Here is a 15,144-nt window from a genome sequence, read left to right on the forward strand (position 1 = left end):
CCCACGGACCCACGGAGCGGATCCACGGACTCAGGGGCCCACGAACGGGTTGTGTTTCACGTGAAACGCTGGTCATCGGGTAACTGCACGAAAGCCCGGATGCCTGCCTGGCGCCCGCTCCCATTCCTCCGCGAACACGAACAGCTCGCCGCCGTGCATTTTTACTCGCCCTGATGCGAAGCTCAGGACCGTGTAACTGGACTGCGTAGCACCCTGCGTTGAATCACGATCCGAACGCGGTAGGCGCATCCCGCGTCGACCGCACCGTCTACCGCCAACAGCACCCGGACCTTCAGAAGAGAAGCCGATGGCGAGGGGCCAAGGACCCGGCGAGCCATCACGGGGCGGAACTGGATTCTGCAGCCCGTCGGGACCCGTTGTCGAACGGATCTGCGGACCCTGCTGCTGACCAGACCTACGGGCTATGAAGTGGGAGGGATCAGCGAGACCAGCACGACCGACGGGGCAGTCAGGAGGCCGGCGTCCTTGTTGTTGTCGTAAGCGACGGCGTGGCCTGCCCCTCCGCAGCTCAGAGATACAACCGGCGCCGCGGAAGCGGAGGCCGAAGCAGGAGCACGACCTGGTCCACCAACGGGCACACGGCTGTGTGCGCCTCAGTGGACTCGAACCGCACCCCGGCCACTGCAGTGGCGGGCAATCTGCGCGAAGGGAGAGGCGTGCCACTCAACAGACGTCCATTCACCTCGACGACTACGTTTCACGTGGAACGGCCGGAATTGCACCCAAGCTACCCCGTCCTTCAATGTTCCCGAGCGAGCCCGCACTCGACCTCAGAACCGACCGTCGACTGAAGACCGATGATCATGGTGCGCAAGAAGAGCTTGAGGACGGACCGAACCTCAGAGCTTTCGACAGGCCTGAATCGGGGTTGCCCAATGTCACCCTCCTGTGTGCGACGCGCAAGTTCGTCCCAGTGGGCCGACCCATGGTTGTCATCATCGCTGCCGCAGTAGTGGCGAGGAGCAACGATCTGAGGACAGGACCGATAGAGGCTGCCGAAATAGGCCCGATGGGACACTCACCTCTTCCTCAGGCCACGAAACCAATGAGCTCCGGCCGCTACAGGAGGATCGCCCTAGTCTGCTCTCTCCTCGGCACCAGTCCAGTCCGTCAGAGACGCAAATCAGCGTGGACTTCGGACACAAGACACGACAGGGCACTGAGGGGCCAGCAGACCAAACCGCAGGGTCCCAGCCCCACAGCACACAACGGGAACGCGGAACGCGAAGAGACGAGGAGATGGAGAGATGGAGAGATGGAGAGATGGAGAGTACTCGATCTCATTCGCCTCCTGCGCGCGAGATCCCTGTGTTGATTGATCGCCGGCTCTCACTGACCTGTGACCTTGACCCGCTGACCTCCTTCAATCGCTCTGAAGGAAGTCAGCGTCATCACTGCAGTCCGTTTCACGTGGAACACACGGAGGACGTGAGCCCACCATTGTTTGGCGCCCGCCACCGTCTCTGCGGGGGCCAAGAGACTAGCAAGGGGTTTGCGACCCTCTTACGAGGCACCCACCCTCACCACTGGAGCGAATCGTTGATGTTCAGCCGGCGACGGCGCCCAACGTCGACGAACAGGATCGCGATGCAGCTGGCGAAGGGAAAGTACCACCCCCTGTATGCACCGGCGCGGGCACTTCGTTGACACCTCGGCTAATCACCCGCCACCACTCAAACGCCACTACGGGCCCAAAATGCGGCGACAATCATTAGTCAAACAACTGCGCACACGCAGTGCGGGTAAGGAGACTGTGGAACGAGATCTCCGCGGTACGGCGCCCCTACGAGCCCATGAGCATTCACGCTTCTTCGTCTAATGCCCGCCGCGACGCAGCATGGGCTCCGTGTCTCGCCCAGCAAACGCTTTCACGTGCATCCTGCTCTGCGTATTTTGCTTCGCTGGAAATGCCGAGCCGAGGCTAGTACTTCACACGTGGCTTCGGTCTCACCCAGCGGGCTAGGCGTTCAAGATTCGTTCCACGTGAAACACCTGAAAAGAGGCTGGTTCTGCTCTGGTCCGTTGCACGATCAGCCTGCGCCCAGACCCTAGGCGGCGGCCCTACTGGGGCCCAGTATGGGCCCGCTCACAGGGCCTGATGGGACGGACCGACGGACGACGAGATTCGACCGCTCAGCTTACACGTCCCACGGGACTGCCTTGTTTGTGACGATGGGACTTAATGGATCGCCCCCCTTCCACAGACCCCGAGACGAAGGTATTGGCTTCGTTTCACGTGGAACAGAACCCGACGGCTGACAGCTCGGTTCGGGCCTCAAGCCAGGTCGGGTCTCAAGCTCCCGACAGCTACAAAGCCGCACGGCTCGACCTGGAAGACACGACAAGAGTGTGAGGACTCCAATATCCACGTCAGCGGGTTGTGCGGGCCGCAGAATGAGCACCGGACCTCGCAAGTGCGAGACCTCGAAGTTCGAACCGAAGAGTCCGGTCCGGCGCTCAGAAACAAGACCATCGGACGCTGAGATTCAAGGGATAGCCGAGCGCGCGCCGGTCATGTGATGAGGGCTCCATGATGAGCTCCGAACACCAGCGGATCGCAACTGCACCTCACGGCGACGGTCACGACTGGAACCACGGGCCTAATTCAACTTAGGCTACCGACTGCTTTCGCCAACGCCTTCACTCCCTGTCTTGTGTCATGCCGATTCCACGTTGCAGCACAACCGCGGGGTACCCGTGGGTCGGTAGCGGTTGAACATGAGTACCTCACGCAACTCATATGAGAACCTAATCGAGTCCCGTCAGACCACTCCATTTGTTCCATGTCTGTCCAGCACTGGGACCCAGACTCCACCACACCAGTCGACTGTCAGCACTGCGGGAGCCTCTCAGCCCCCTAGACCCACCCATTAACCTCGCCAGCAAGCCCCTGTTCTCAACGCACTCCGATCACTCGCGGCACAGACGTGCCATGATCCAGAGGTGCTGTTGCTTGTTGCCCTTTGGCATTTGCTGCTGTTTGAGAGTTCAGGTGACCCAGCTAGCAGACCACGTTTCACGTGAAACGGGGCGCATTCCTAGCGCTCAATACGGTGGTCGAGCCCCAGCGCAGCAGCCGCTAACGGCGAACCGTTGACGAGGCCAGCCAGCATGACTCTGGGCGCATCTCACCAAGCTGTCGTTCCTTCTCCACTGGACGGTGCCTTCCTGAGCGTTCACGTGACGTTTCACGTGGAACGCAATTCACTCCCAAAACTCGGGCGGGCCCAATTGACGTGTAGGACTGTGTTGCAGTTGGCCCGAAGCGTTCATTCGCACGAGTCGCAATCCGTGACTGCCGCCCTCTCTCCCACGGATCAGAACCTCTAGCAGCCACGGGCACCGGAACTACCCTGACCTCACTGCTTGAGCACCTGGAGACGGACAGTCCACGGCGACTCATGCCGATATCGATCGAGAACTCCCGTAGGTATCGATCGCGGAGCAGATCACTGTTGAGAGATGGACCATCGACGCTTACACAAATGCGGTCTGGCAGGGCGGCCCACTCCGTTGCATTAGCTTTATGCGAAGGGCCTCTGCGCACGATCATCATCGCCCGAGACGTGACTCGATCTGTCAGCTGTCGGTCGTCAGCCGTCACGTTCTGTTTCACGTGGAACACAGCCCTCATCTCAGGATTCGCGGCTGGGATGACACCGTTCCTCCGGCCCGCTGCCCGAAGACGCGTCCCGATAGATCTCCCACATGGTGGGTGGCTGACCTGAGGTTCTCTTTTCCTATTAACCTACTTGGAGCTGAATCGAGTCCGGCCACGGCGTAGAGAGCACTCTCAACTCGTCGACAGACAAGAGTCTCAGATTGACAAGGTGGCACTGTTCCGAGCTCTGCGCCCCTGCCCAAGGCCGGTGAGCCCAGCCGGCGCGCTCGACGAGCTGAACTCCTTGAGCCCCGTGGAACACTCCGCTCCGCCCCACAGAGAGGACCAGATGCCGCCGCTGAACATTCAGTATTCGGCGACGGCCGGCTGCTGGAGCCCGCTAGTCGACAACGAGGCGACACCGACTCCTCATGGTGTTCGAGTCCTGGTGCTCTAGCTTCAAGCGCCAACAATCATCCGTTTCACGTGGAACACACCGCCCTAGAGACTCTCACTACCTACAGCCGGAGCAGGACCGCTACCCACTTCGCGCCGCGGTTACGATCCACAGTTCAGTCGTTGCACCTGTCTGGGACTCTGCTGCCGCGCCTGATTCGATGACAAACGCATTCTCGCGAACCCTCTCAGTCACACGATCCGTATCCTTCCGAACGAGGCGAAGTGCAGCGACTCCGAACGCCCGGGCCTACGGCCCAATGGAAAGCAGTACTGCTTCTCGCGCTCCACCAACCGTTAGCCGGCCCCAGCGGCCGCGAGCTTGGATCCAATTTGCCGCGACCGGGTTCCGGCGTGCGATTGAGATCGGACACATCGAACGTCAACGCTCGAAACTTCACGCAGCTGAGTCAGTGAATCACTGCATCACTAGGCAGCTAGGCCGCCGCAGAGACGCAGAGACGCAGTTCAACTTGGCACCCCTAGTGCTGTCGCTGCACTTGATTCGGACTCCAGACCGCAAACTCACACGGTCGATATGCTTCGGCTGGCCCGCTCAATCTCATCCCATCCCCTCTCCCAACCCATGGTGAGAGTGGTCCCCAGGACTTCGGGGCCACTGGGGGCAGAGGGAATCCGATCGGCAGTGCCTTGGGAGATCCATGGGTGTACGCGCTTGCTCAGCCCAATGGTCATTCCAACAGGCTGCGTACGAGGGATTGCACGCACCCTATTTGCCTAGTACTTCCTCCTCGCTTCAACGAGCGAGTACCCGGGTGCGGGAGTACGCGGGTGCGCGAGCTCGATGTCCCGATCGGGTGACCACGAGCTTGCAAGCCTTGGCCTGAGCGTTGTGATGGTCCGACCACCGTCGTTTCACGTGAAACAAACACAAGCCGTTCCTGGAATGAACAGTAGTGAGATCGACAACGGGACGACCGGCCCGTCTTGAACAAGGAAGTTCTGAAACTGCGCGAGGAGCTCAACTGGCGGCCATCGCGGAATTCTCGATCTTGGATCTTGAATTGCACGATGTTTCACGTGGAACGATTTGAAGACTACACATTGAGACTGGTTGAAGTTCATGAGTTCGATCACGTGAACATAGTCATGTGAAGGCCCTGCCCGCGACGCGACCGAACCGAGCGGCTCACGTGAGCTCATCATCAATGCAATCGCACTTGGTAGTCCCGAGCGGGTACGGTCCCACAGCCAGGTCTGTGCGCCCCACACGGGTAACCAGACGATTGGGAGCAGCACCGCACCCCACCAGACAGCCAACGCCGATCCGCGCACGGACAGGGGCAACGAGAGGGGCAGGGTCACAGTCACAGTCACAGTCACAGTCACAGTCACAGTGACAGTGACAGTGACAGTGAAGCTATCTCCACACCAGACCAGCTTCCAGCGCCCAACGCGCGCTCCCACAAGCTTGTGGACGGACAGTGACAATGCCGGCTTTCACGCGCCGCGCCTCGATTTGCAGACGCTACCGACTCGGACGCTCTCCTCCTTCCTCTGCCCCTAGCCCGTGCTCATACCTGTATCGCCCCAACTGAACCGGAACCGCACCCCCACCGCCATTCGTCTGTCGCCCGCAGCCCGCCGTGACCAGTAGCTGGCCGCAAGCTCGTCACGTAGTCTTCCTCGCGCCAGCACGGCGATGGCACGCGAGACTTCAGAGATCAGTGAACCGCGTCGGGGCGGTCGGGGCGGTTCAGGGCGGTCACAGCGGCCTCAGACTTCCTGCACTCGCTCTGGACTGTCTCGGCTTGCGCCATGAAGGCTCGAGCCTTCATGTGCCCTTCCACACCTATCCAAAGAGCAACGGGCGGAGAGCGGTAGCAGAGAGCGACAGAGCTAAGGGCGACAGGCAAGAGAATTTGCCGCCCACCACCACACCACGATCGGCACTGCCACCGGTCAGCTCTCCGAGTCCGCCAATGTCCGGGGCACGCTTCCAAGGCATCTGAACCCCCCACACCCCCGTGGCCGCCGCCATGAGCCACGTCGGTCAGACGGTGGTCAGGCACGACTCATGGATGCGCAGCGAGCGACAGTTTCGCGGCGCATAGGCCTTCTGGATAACAACGCGCCACGAAAATCCACCGTTTCACGTGAAACAGCCGCCGTTGACGAAGAGCTTCATACGAATGGGTCGGGAGCACACAGTTCGAAAGGAACGACGGCCCGAATTCGACTGCCTGTGCGCGACAGGCTCTCGCAACTGATCGAGGGGTTGGCGTCAGGTGACGTGGGGACGGCGCCTGGGCCATCTATGAGCGAGAACGGTTCGCGTCTGACCGACTGACTCCGATTCCAGAGCTACGGCACGCTGTTCCGTGCGGATTCAACACCGACAGACCAAGAATCCGACTTCGGGACACCTGATCGACAATGACCGGCAGATTCACGTGAGATAAATACCGCGCCCGTGTTGTTCACGAAGAAAACCAAGCTGCATCGAACTCCACCGATACAAAGAGTCAGCGTTTAACTGTGACTCTGAGGACGACCGAACGAGAGCAGTCAGTCGACCGTCGCGCGAATAACTCGCGTCGTCTCGGTGTCCAGCTCTTCCCCGAGTTCTTCGACGCGAACATCGATGAGTCCGAACTTGCGAATCACCTTGCTGGCCTTCTCGATCTCCGCTTCTGCGGAGCGTCCCTTGAGGAAGACCAATTCGCCGCCTGAGCGGACGAGCGGAACCGTGATCGGGATCAGCTTGCTCAGAGCTGAAACTGCTCGGGCTGTCAGCTGGTCGAACGTGAACTCATCGTGGACCTCTTCGGCACGAGCACGACGCACCTGCACGTTCTCGAGGGCAAGCGCATCCACCTCACGCTGCAGCCAGTCGGTACGACGCTCCATCGGCTCGATCAGCACAAAGTTGACATCAGGACGTGCGATGGCGAGCACGATACCCGGCAAGCCAGCACCAGAGCCGATGTCTCCGACGAGGCCCGGACGGAGCAGCGGCGCCATGAGCACCGAGTTCACGATATGGCGCGTCCACAACCGCGGGTACTCGAGGGGTCCAACCAGACCGAGCTGCTCCCCGTACTGGGCGAGGTCGGACGTGAACGCCCGCGCAAGGTCGATACGGTCAGCGAAGAGCTCGGCGGCGATCGCCGGCTCGACCTCGACCTCGGTCGGCTGCTCAGTCATACGGGAGATCCCTCTCGAACGTGAATGTTGACGCCAGACTGCAGTGCCTCCCGCAATCAGCTCGAACCAGTCTGACACGTGCGGCGGCGACCGCACCCGCCTGACAGTCGTCCACGGACAACAAAGCTGTGGATAACTTTGTGGAGAACGCGGGATCGAGGCGGGACAAGAGTCAAATCACCTGGAATAAGCCCCTGACCAGGCTTTTAACGAGGGAAGGTGCAGAACTCGCCGAGGAGCGTACTCTCGCCTGTGGAAACTCCTGTGGATAAGTCCTAGATCAGGCAGACGCGACTGGGCGGATGACGGTGTGACGCTCACGCGCCTCGCCCTCCGACTCGGACACGTAGCCACGCTCCGAGACGATGTCGTGCACGATCTTCCGCTCGTAGGACGACATCGGGGGAAGCGCAGCCGATGAGGCGCCTTCTTCGATGCGAGTCACGGCCCGGTCTACGAGACCGACGAGCTCGGTGCGGCGCGCGTCGCGCGAGCCGCCGATGTCCAGAATGAGTCTCGAGAACTCTCCGGTTTCGGCTTGGACGGCCAGACGAGTCAAGTGCTGGAGAGCATCAACCGTCTCACCATCCGCGAGCTTCGAGAGGTTCGACTCACCGTCTGAGTTCACGGAGATGTACGTGCGAGACTCGCGAACCTCGATGTCGAGGTCACCGTCGACGTCGCTGATGTCCAGCAGCTCCTCGAGGTAATCCGCCGCGATGTCACCGTCGTCACGGGGGTCCGGCGTGCTGACATCTGCGGGGATGGTCTCAGGAGTTGCTTCAGTCATGCGGGTTCCTTAAACAGTGTGGCAGCGAGAGTTGGGGAGCTACTTCTTGGCAGGTGGGCTGCTCTTGCCCGACGAGGTGCCACCGCTCGGCTTGCCGCCGGAGGCCTTCTTCTTGGCCCTGTTCTTCGACACGGGCTGCGTTCGCTGCACCGGCTGCTGGACGGGTGCCTCGATGATGACGTTGCCCTTGGCGTCCTTGCGCTCAGGCTCGACCCACTTGCCCCGAGCCTTGAGCCGGTCCTCGCGAGCCTTCGCGGCTTCAGAGCCGGGCGTCGGCATGTTGCGGATGATGATGTACTGCTGCCCCATCGTCCAGAAGTTCGAGATGAGCCAGTACGTCATGACACCGAGCGGGAACATGACACCGGATACCAGGAACGTGAGCGGCAGGATGTACAGCAGCATCTGCTGCTGGCGGTACATCGGCGACTCCTTGGTCGCCTGCGACACGTTCTTCGAGGTGATCTGCTTCTGGGTGATGAACTGGGAGACCGTCATCACGACGACCATGACGCCGGCGAGGATCTGCACTCCGACGTTGCCGTCGTTGTTGAGGAACGTCGCACTCAGCGGTGCGCCCCAGATGTCTGCCTGCGAGAAGGATGTGGCGAGCTCCTGGTTGAGGAGGCCGACACCCACCGTGTTGTGCTGCGCGCCGTTGAGCACAGAGAACAGGCCGAAGAAGATCGGCATCTGCACGAGGAGCGGCCAGCAGCCAGCCATGGGGTTCGAGCCGGTGCGCTGGTAGACCGCCATGGTCTCGCGGCGCATCGCCTCCATGGAGAACTGGTCGCGCTTGCCCTTGTACTTGTCCTGGATCTTCTTGATCTCAGGAGCGACATCCATCATGGCTCGCTGGGACTTCACCTGCTTCACCATGAGGGGAATCATGGCGGAGCGGACGACGAGCACGAGGCCGAGGATCGCCAGGATCCAGGTCCAGCCGTCTGTGCCATCGAGACCGAGCGTCGTCCACAGCGAGTGGAATCCGACCAAGATGAGCTCGATGACCCATTTGATCGGCCACAGGATGGTTCCGAGGATATCCATGAGTGTGGTGACGTCTTTCTCTTAGATGCCGCTAGCTGCCCTGGACTACGAATCCGTGGGCAGTAGTGGTGGTGGTTCTGTGTTCAGGCTCTGGCACGTCGTCAATGCCTCCGGCAGCCCAGGGGTGGCAACGAACGAGTCGTCGCCCGGTGAGGAAGCCGCCCCGGAGGACGCCATGAACCTGCACGGCTCTTAAAGAGTACGCGGAGCAGCTGGGGTGATACCGGCAGACATCTCCGTAGAGCGGAGAGATCAACAGCCGGTAGCCGTTGAGCACAGCGATGACGACGTTGCGGGGAAACAGCGCGACCGCGCGGAGTGAGCCGCCCATCAGGTGCTCGAGCTCACGGTTCTCGGTGCACTCTCGTCGCCGCTGGCGGCGATACGACGCACTCCTCGTAAGGATCCGAACCGTGCACGCTCCCGCAGCTCCTCGAATCCGAGCGCAGCTGCTTCAGGGTGCACGCGGTAGACGATGTCGAAGCCCGACCCCACTTCAGGGAGAAGCTCCCTGGAGACGGCTTTGAGTCGACGACGGATGCGATTGCGCACAACGGCCACACCTACCCGCTTCGAGACAATGAAGCCGAAGCGAGTAGGTGTGTCGTTGGTGTCGCGCTCGCGCACGCTGACCGTGATTCCCCGAGCACCCACGCGAACGCCGCGTCGAACGATGGCTTGGTAGTCATCGCCCTTCGTGACGCGGTTCGCGTAGGGAAGCAAGAAGCTACGCGGAAAGCTCGGTGCGTCCCTTGCGGCGACGAGCCGAGAGGATGGCGCGACCCGCACGGGTGCGCATACGCAGGCGGAAGCCGTGGGTCTTCGCGCGACGGCGGTTGTTTGGCTGGAAAGTACGCTTCGACATGAGAACTCCGGAAGATACGACCCGATCGGCGGACGCCGTACGGATTTTCACAAGTGCCCTACCGAAGGGCACAACTGCCTTAACCTACGTGACCTGCGCCTGGCAGTCAACTGCCGCCAGAAGCCCCGCATTATGCTCACGAGCTCGTGCCGAGGAGCGGCGACATGCCGGATCCAGCGAAAGCGATTGGCGCACGCCCTGATCCGGCGTAGGCTGGACCCCTACCTCTGCGAGTTATGCACAGGCAGAGGCCCGTTTGTCCACAGAAGTTGTGGATATCTCACCGGGTAGATCACAATGACTTGCGCACCAGTGCCACACGGCCGGTGCGTTGACCATGCTGCGAGTGCGCAGCCAAGAAGAAACGCCGGCCCACAGAGATGCGGAGCTGGGAAGTACAGAGGGACGGGGGGAGTGCTTCGGTGACCGACCCCGTTTCGGAGACGTGGCAGATGCTGCTCTCCACACTGCGTGAAGACGACCGCGTCCCCGCTTCCCTTCTGGGGTTCCTCGGCCTCGTCGAGGCGAAGGGCGTCATGAGCGGCGCCCTGCTCCTCGAAGTCCCGAACGACATGACTCGCACGATGATCGAGACGCGCGCGCGGGTGCCGATGCTCGCCGCGATCGCTGAGCTCGACGAGTCCGAGATCAAGACCTTCGCGGTGCTCGTCAACCCGGATGCTGCGCCTCGAGCATCGGCGAGCGAGCCCCTGGACTCGCACGACTACATCGAGGTGGCACCACCACGCTCCGCTCCCGCGCCGACGAGCTCCGTCACCGTGGTCGAGTCGGAGGCGGTCGGCCTCCATTCCTCGTCGGATCAGGGAGCGCGCACACAGCCAGACCCGGAGTCGCGCCTCAACCCGCGCTACACCTTCGACAACTACATCATCGGAGGGTCGAACCGATTCGCGCATGCTGCCGCGGTCGCAGTAGCGGAAGCACCGGCTCGCTCGTACAACCCCCTCTTCGTCTACGGCGGCTCCGGGCTAGGCAAGACCCACATGCTCCACGCCATCGGCAACTACGCCGAGTCGATCTATCCGGGCATCCAGGTCAGGTACGTCTCGAGCGAAGAGTTCACGAACGACTTCATCAACTCGATCGCCAACAACAGGACGCAGTCGTTCCAGGCGCGCTACCGCGACAACGACATCCTCCTCATCGACGACATCCAGTTCCTCCAGGGCAAGGACTCGACGCAGGAGGCCTTCTTCCACACGTTCAACACCCTGCACGAGCACAACAAGCAGGTCGTGATCACGAGTGACCTACCACCGAAGCAGCTGACGGGCTTCGAGGACCGGATGCGGTCGCGCTTCGAGTGGGGCCTCATCACCGACGTGCAGTCGCCTGACCTCGAGACGCGAATCGCCATCCTGAGGAAGAAGTCGCAGGTCGACAACCTCCTGATTCCCGACGATGCGCTCGAGTTCATCGCTGCACGGGTGTCCTCCAGCATCCGTGAACTCGAGGGCACGCTCATCAGAGTCACCGCGTATGCGAACCTCAACGGCGAGAAGGTCGATCTTGCGCTCGTCTCGACCGTCCTGAAGGATCTGGTCTCCGACCAGGACACGGGCATCGTGTCCCCGGTCGACATCATCAACCGCACTGCCGCGTACTTCCAGCTGACCGTCGATGACCTCTACGGCTCGTCCCGCTCTCAGGCGATCGCGACGAGCAGGCAGATCGCCATGTACATCTGCAGGGAGATGACGAACCTCTCGCTCCCGAAGATCGGGCAGCTGTTCGGCGGACGGGACCACACCACGGTCATGTACGCCCACCGCAAGATCACGAAGCTCATGACCGAGCGACGAGACGTCTACAACCAGGTCACCGAGCTCACCGCGCGCATCCGCCAGAACGGCAACGGCCGCTCCTGAGCGACCCATCTGCTCCACATCACGACGCCACGTGCTCGGATGTGGAGTTTTTCTTGCCGTTTTCGCCTGTGGATAACTTGTGGACTGTGGAATCGACACGCGAGCACGGACTGTGGAAAACGCCCTCGACGCTGTGGAGTCCACGAAGTTGTGCACCCCAGTGCTCGTCAGCGTGCACAGGGCGTCCACCGCTCCACCACAACTTACATTCTTGTAGTTCCCGTGGGGCTGCTGGTGAGTTCGGAGTTATCCACAGTGTGCACAGCTGTTAATACGATGATGACAAGAAATCTATAGATATTGGGAGAGTCGATGACATCGATGGACGGTGGTCGGCTGGACGTCGGCGGGCTGGTATTTTCGCGTGCGCGACGCCTCGGGCATGCTGCTGCGTGCATCACAGGATGCACGGGCGATCGGTCACAACACACCGAATCGAGGCGGCTACCATTGGGGCATTCCAACGAGAGGAACGCCTAGTGAAGTTTGTTGTCAACCGTGACGTCTTCAGCGATGCGGTGTCGTTTGTCGTCAAGCTTCTGCCTCAGCGCCCGACCCTCCCCATCCTCAGCGGTGTCGTCGTCGAGGTCGGCGAGGCAGGCGTCACGCTCTCGTCGTTCGACTATGAGGTCTCAAGCCGCACCAGCATCGACGCTGATGTGCAGGAACCCGGCGCGGTCCTCGTACAGGGTCGTCTTCTCGCAGACATCGCAAACCGCCTCCCGCAGGCCCCCGTCGAGCTGAGCCGTGACGACTCCGGCGTTGTCATTCGCTGTGGAAGCGCTTCGTTCCACCTCCCGACGATGCCGATCGAGGAGTTCCCGAGCCTTCCCGTCGTCGAGGGTGCCAGCGGCTCCATCGCCGGCGACGTCTTCTCGGAAGCCATCTCCCAGGTCGCCGTCGCCGCTTCCCGTGAAGATGTCGCCCCCGTCATCACGGGCGTCAACCTCTCCCTGCAGGCAGACTCCATGAGCCTCGTCGCAACCGACCGCTACCGCGTCGCCGTTCGCACGATCGAATGGCAGAGCTCGCTCACGGAGACCGAGACGGCGCTCGTGCCGGCGAAGACGCTCGCCGAGGTCGGCAAGTCGCTCGGCAGCTCAGGTGAGATCACCATCACCCTCGTCAAGGACGACATCCGCGAGCTGATCGCCTTCTCTGCCGGCAACAAGACCGTCACCTCGCTGCTCATCAAGGGCAACTTCCCGGCCGTCGAGCGTCTGTTCCCCGCCGAGACGCCGCACTACGCGGTGCTCACGGTGAGCGACATCGTCGACGCCGTTCGTCGAGTCCAGCTCGTCCTTGAGCGCGAGGCGGCCTTGCGCTTCACCTTCACGACCGAGGGACTCCACCTGGAAGCGCTCGGCAGCGAGCAGGCGCAGGCGAGCGAGAACCTCGACGCGGTGCTCCAGGGGAACGACATGGTCGTCTCGCTCAAGCCGCAGTTCCTGCTCGACGGCGTCGGGGCCATCCACTCGCCGTTCGTTCGCATCGCGTTCACGAACTCCGAGAACCCCAACAAGCCCGGACCAGTGCTGCTCACGAGCCAGACCTCGCGCGATGAAGGCGAGTCGACGAACTACCGCTACCTGCTGCAGCCGAATCTGCTCATGCGGTAACCGGTGCACGTCACCCGTCTGCAGCTGCACGACTTCAGGAACTACGAGTCGGCCGACCTCTCGCTTGGACCCGGCGCTCACCTGTTCGTCGGCTCCAACGGCCAGGGAAAGACCAACCTCGTCGAGGCGATCGGATACCTGGCCACGCTCGGTTCGCACCGAGTCTCGAGCGACCAGGCGCTGGTGCGCTTCGGCCAGGAGTTCGCCGTCGTCAAGATGGAGCTGGCCCACGAGACGCGCTCGCTGCACCTCGACGTGCAGATCGCGAGCTCGGGTGCGAACAAGGCGCGGGTCGGCGGACAGAACGTCCGGTCTCGGGACCTGGCCAGGTACTTTGCCAGTGTGCTGTTCGCACCGGAGGATCTGACGCTCGTTCGCGGCGAGCCCGGGGCGCGGCGTCGGTTCCTGGACTCCCTGCTCGTGACCCACTCGCCCAGACTTGGCGGTGTCATCGCCGACTACGAGCGTGTGCTTCGGCAGCGGAACTCCCTGCTCCGCTCCATGCGCGGGCCGCGATCGTCCGACGCGATGATCGCGACGCTCGACGTGTGGGATGAGCGAATGCTCGAGCTCGGCTCGCAGATCATCGCGGAGCGGCTGCTGCTCTGCGACCGGCTCCTGCCTCACCTCGCCGGTTCGTATCAGCGTCTTGTCGGCGCCGACCACCGTCCGACGCTCTCCATGAGGGTGTCGGCATTCGGGCACGCAGCCTCCGTGATGGGCGACGCGGATGGCGAGGGGGCCGAGGTCGAGGGTGGCGAGGTCACGACGTCTGAGATCCGCGAGCGGTTCACAGCACAGCTCGCTGCCATGCGTCCTCGGGAGCTCGAGCGCGGAGTGAGCCTCGTGGGCCCGCACCGCGACGACGCCGTCTTCTGGTTGAACGGCTTGCCGGCCCGCGTCACGGCCAGCCACGGGGAGTCCTGGTCGTTCGCCCTCGCGCTCAAGCTCGCCGCTGCCGAGCTGGTGCGGAGCGAGTCGCGCGCTGGGGATCCCGTCCTGATCCTCGACGACGTCTTCGCCGAGCTCGATGCTTCGCGCCGATCGCGCCTTGCAGAGGCGATCGGCGACTTCGAGCAGGTTCTGATCACCGCGGCGGTCCTCGAAGATGTGCCAGCGGGGCTGCGGTCGCAGGTCATCCGCATCAGCGCCGGAACGATACAGACGGGCCAAGCCGATGAGTGAGGGCGCGGAAGTCTACGCGCGCTTCAAGGAGGTCTTCGGCGGGAAGACGACCTCCCTGCGCAGGCGACTGGCCGCCAAGGCGAAGGACGAGCAGGGGACCGACCTGTCCGAGCCTTTCGGCTTCGGCCGGGACCCTGTCGCTGCTGGTTCCGCTCTCGCGGCGCTCACCAGGCAGTTCGGCTGGAACGGCCCCATCAAGCAGGCGGAGCTGATGGATGCGTGGCCCGAGATCGTCGGCAAGGAGACGGCCGCGCATTCGACGCCCCTGCACATCGAGGACGGCGTGCTGCTCGTCCAGTGCGACTCGACAGCCTGGGCGACGCAGCTCCGCGGCATGCAGACGCTGCTGCTCACGAACCTCATCGAGAGGTACGCCGAGGCGAAGGTCGAGCGCATCCGCTTTCTGAACCCGGGTGCCCCCTCGTGGAAACGCGGTCCCAGATCGGTTCCAGGGCGTGGCCCACGCGATACCTACGGTTGACGAGGCATTTACGGTCCTG

At 62.3% G+C, this 15,144-nt stretch carries 10 protein-coding genes; 4 read left to right on the forward strand and 6 right to left on the reverse strand.

Annotated elements, in window-relative coordinates:
* Positions 1-6,607: 6,607 nt before the first annotated feature.
* The 6 genes from rsmG to rpmH all read right to left on the reverse strand — a co-directional run bounded on the left by rsmG (position 6,608) and on the right by rpmH (position 9,951).
* Positions 6,608-7,246, reverse strand: a complete 639-nt coding sequence (gene rsmG, locus C5B99_RS16425) for a 16S rRNA (guanine(527)-N(7))-methyltransferase RsmG (protein ID WP_104244020.1) — start codon at positions 7,244-7,246, stop codon at positions 6,608-6,610.
* Positions 7,247-7,526: 280 nt separating this feature from the next.
* Entirely contained in the window at positions 7,527-8,036 is a 510-nt protein-coding gene (locus C5B99_RS16430) for a R3H domain-containing nucleic acid-binding protein (RefSeq protein ID WP_104244022.1), read from the reverse strand.
* A gap of 39 nt (positions 8,037-8,075) precedes the next feature.
* Positions 8,076-9,086, reverse strand: a complete 1,011-nt coding sequence (gene yidC / locus C5B99_RS16435) for a membrane protein insertase YidC (RefSeq protein ID WP_104244024.1) — start codon at positions 9,084-9,086, stop codon at positions 8,076-8,078.
* A gap of 31 nt (positions 9,087-9,117) precedes the next feature.
* Positions 9,118-9,417 (reverse strand): membrane protein insertion efficiency factor YidD, encoded by a 300-nt coding sequence (yidD, locus tag C5B99_RS16440; protein WP_104244026.1) that lies wholly within the window; start codon positions 9,415-9,417, stop codon positions 9,118-9,120.
* Positions 9,417-9,875 carry a ribonuclease P protein component gene (gene rnpA / locus C5B99_RS16445; protein ID WP_258063465.1) on the reverse strand — a complete coding sequence of 153 codons (459 nt, stop codon included), beginning with the start codon at positions 9,873-9,875 and terminating at the stop codon, positions 9,417-9,419. The genes yidD and rnpA overlap by 1 nt, the downstream gene beginning before the upstream one ends.
* Complete coding sequence (gene rpmH / locus C5B99_RS16450; protein ID WP_068484134.1) at positions 9,814-9,951, reverse strand: 50S ribosomal protein L34; 138 nt, start codon at positions 9,949-9,951, stop codon at positions 9,814-9,816. The genes rnpA and rpmH overlap by 62 nt, the downstream gene beginning before the upstream one ends.
* 452 nt (positions 9,952-10,403) lie before the next feature.
* Between rpmH and dnaA the strand changes: the two genes are divergently transcribed.
* The 4 genes from dnaA (at position 10,404) to C5B99_RS16470 (ending at position 15,125) form a co-directional block, all read left to right on the forward strand.
* Entirely contained in the window at positions 10,404-11,840 is a 1,437-nt protein-coding gene (dnaA, locus tag C5B99_RS16455) for a chromosomal replication initiator protein DnaA (RefSeq protein WP_258063496.1), read from the forward strand.
* Positions 11,841-12,319: 479 nt separating this feature from the next.
* On the forward strand, positions 12,320-13,459 hold the full coding sequence (gene dnaN, locus C5B99_RS16460) for a DNA polymerase III subunit beta (protein WP_104244032.1): 1,140 nt from the start codon (positions 12,320-12,322) through the stop codon (positions 13,457-13,459).
* Positions 13,460-13,462: 3 nt separating this feature from the next.
* A complete protein-coding gene (recF, locus tag C5B99_RS16465; RefSeq protein WP_104244034.1) occupies positions 13,463-14,644 on the forward strand; it encodes a DNA replication/repair protein RecF in 1,182 nt (393 codons plus the stop codon).
* Positions 14,637-15,125, forward strand: a complete 489-nt coding sequence (locus C5B99_RS16470) for a DUF721 domain-containing protein (protein ID WP_104244036.1) — start codon at positions 14,637-14,639, stop codon at positions 15,123-15,125. Before recF ends, C5B99_RS16470 begins: the two co-directional genes overlap by 8 nt.
* Positions 15,126-15,144 lie beyond the last annotated feature (19 nt).

The sequence above is a fragment of the Pseudoclavibacter sp. Z016 genome (assembly GCF_002931215.1).
Lineage (GTDB): Bacteria > Actinomycetota > Actinomycetes > Actinomycetales > Microbacteriaceae > Pseudoclavibacter.

Bases quoted from the DNA above. Each gene is read 5' to 3' on its own strand.
- rsmG (WP_104244020.1), bottom strand. From the start codon at position 7,246: ATGACTGAGCAGCCGACCGAGGTCGAGGTCGAGCCGGCGATCGCCGCC.
- C5B99_RS16430 (WP_104244022.1), bottom strand. From the start codon at position 8,036: ATGACTGAAGCAACTCCTGAGACCATCCCCGCAGATGTCAGCACGCCG.
- yidC (WP_104244024.1), bottom strand. From the start codon at position 9,086: ATGGATATCCTCGGAACCATCCTGTGGCCGATCAAATGGGTCATCGAG.
- yidD (WP_104244026.1), bottom strand. From the start codon at position 9,417: ATGGGCGGCTCACTCCGCGCGGTCGCGCTGTTTCCCCGCAACGTCGTC.
- rpmH (WP_068484134.1), bottom strand. From the start codon at position 9,951: ATGTCGAAGCGTACTTTCCAGCCAAACAACCGCCGTCGCGCGAAGACC.
- dnaA (WP_258063496.1), top strand. From the start codon at position 10,404: ATGCTGCTCTCCACACTGCGTGAAGACGACCGCGTCCCCGCTTCCCTT.
- C5B99_RS16470 (WP_104244036.1), top strand. From the start codon at position 14,637: ATGAGTGAGGGCGCGGAAGTCTACGCGCGCTTCAAGGAGGTCTTCGGC.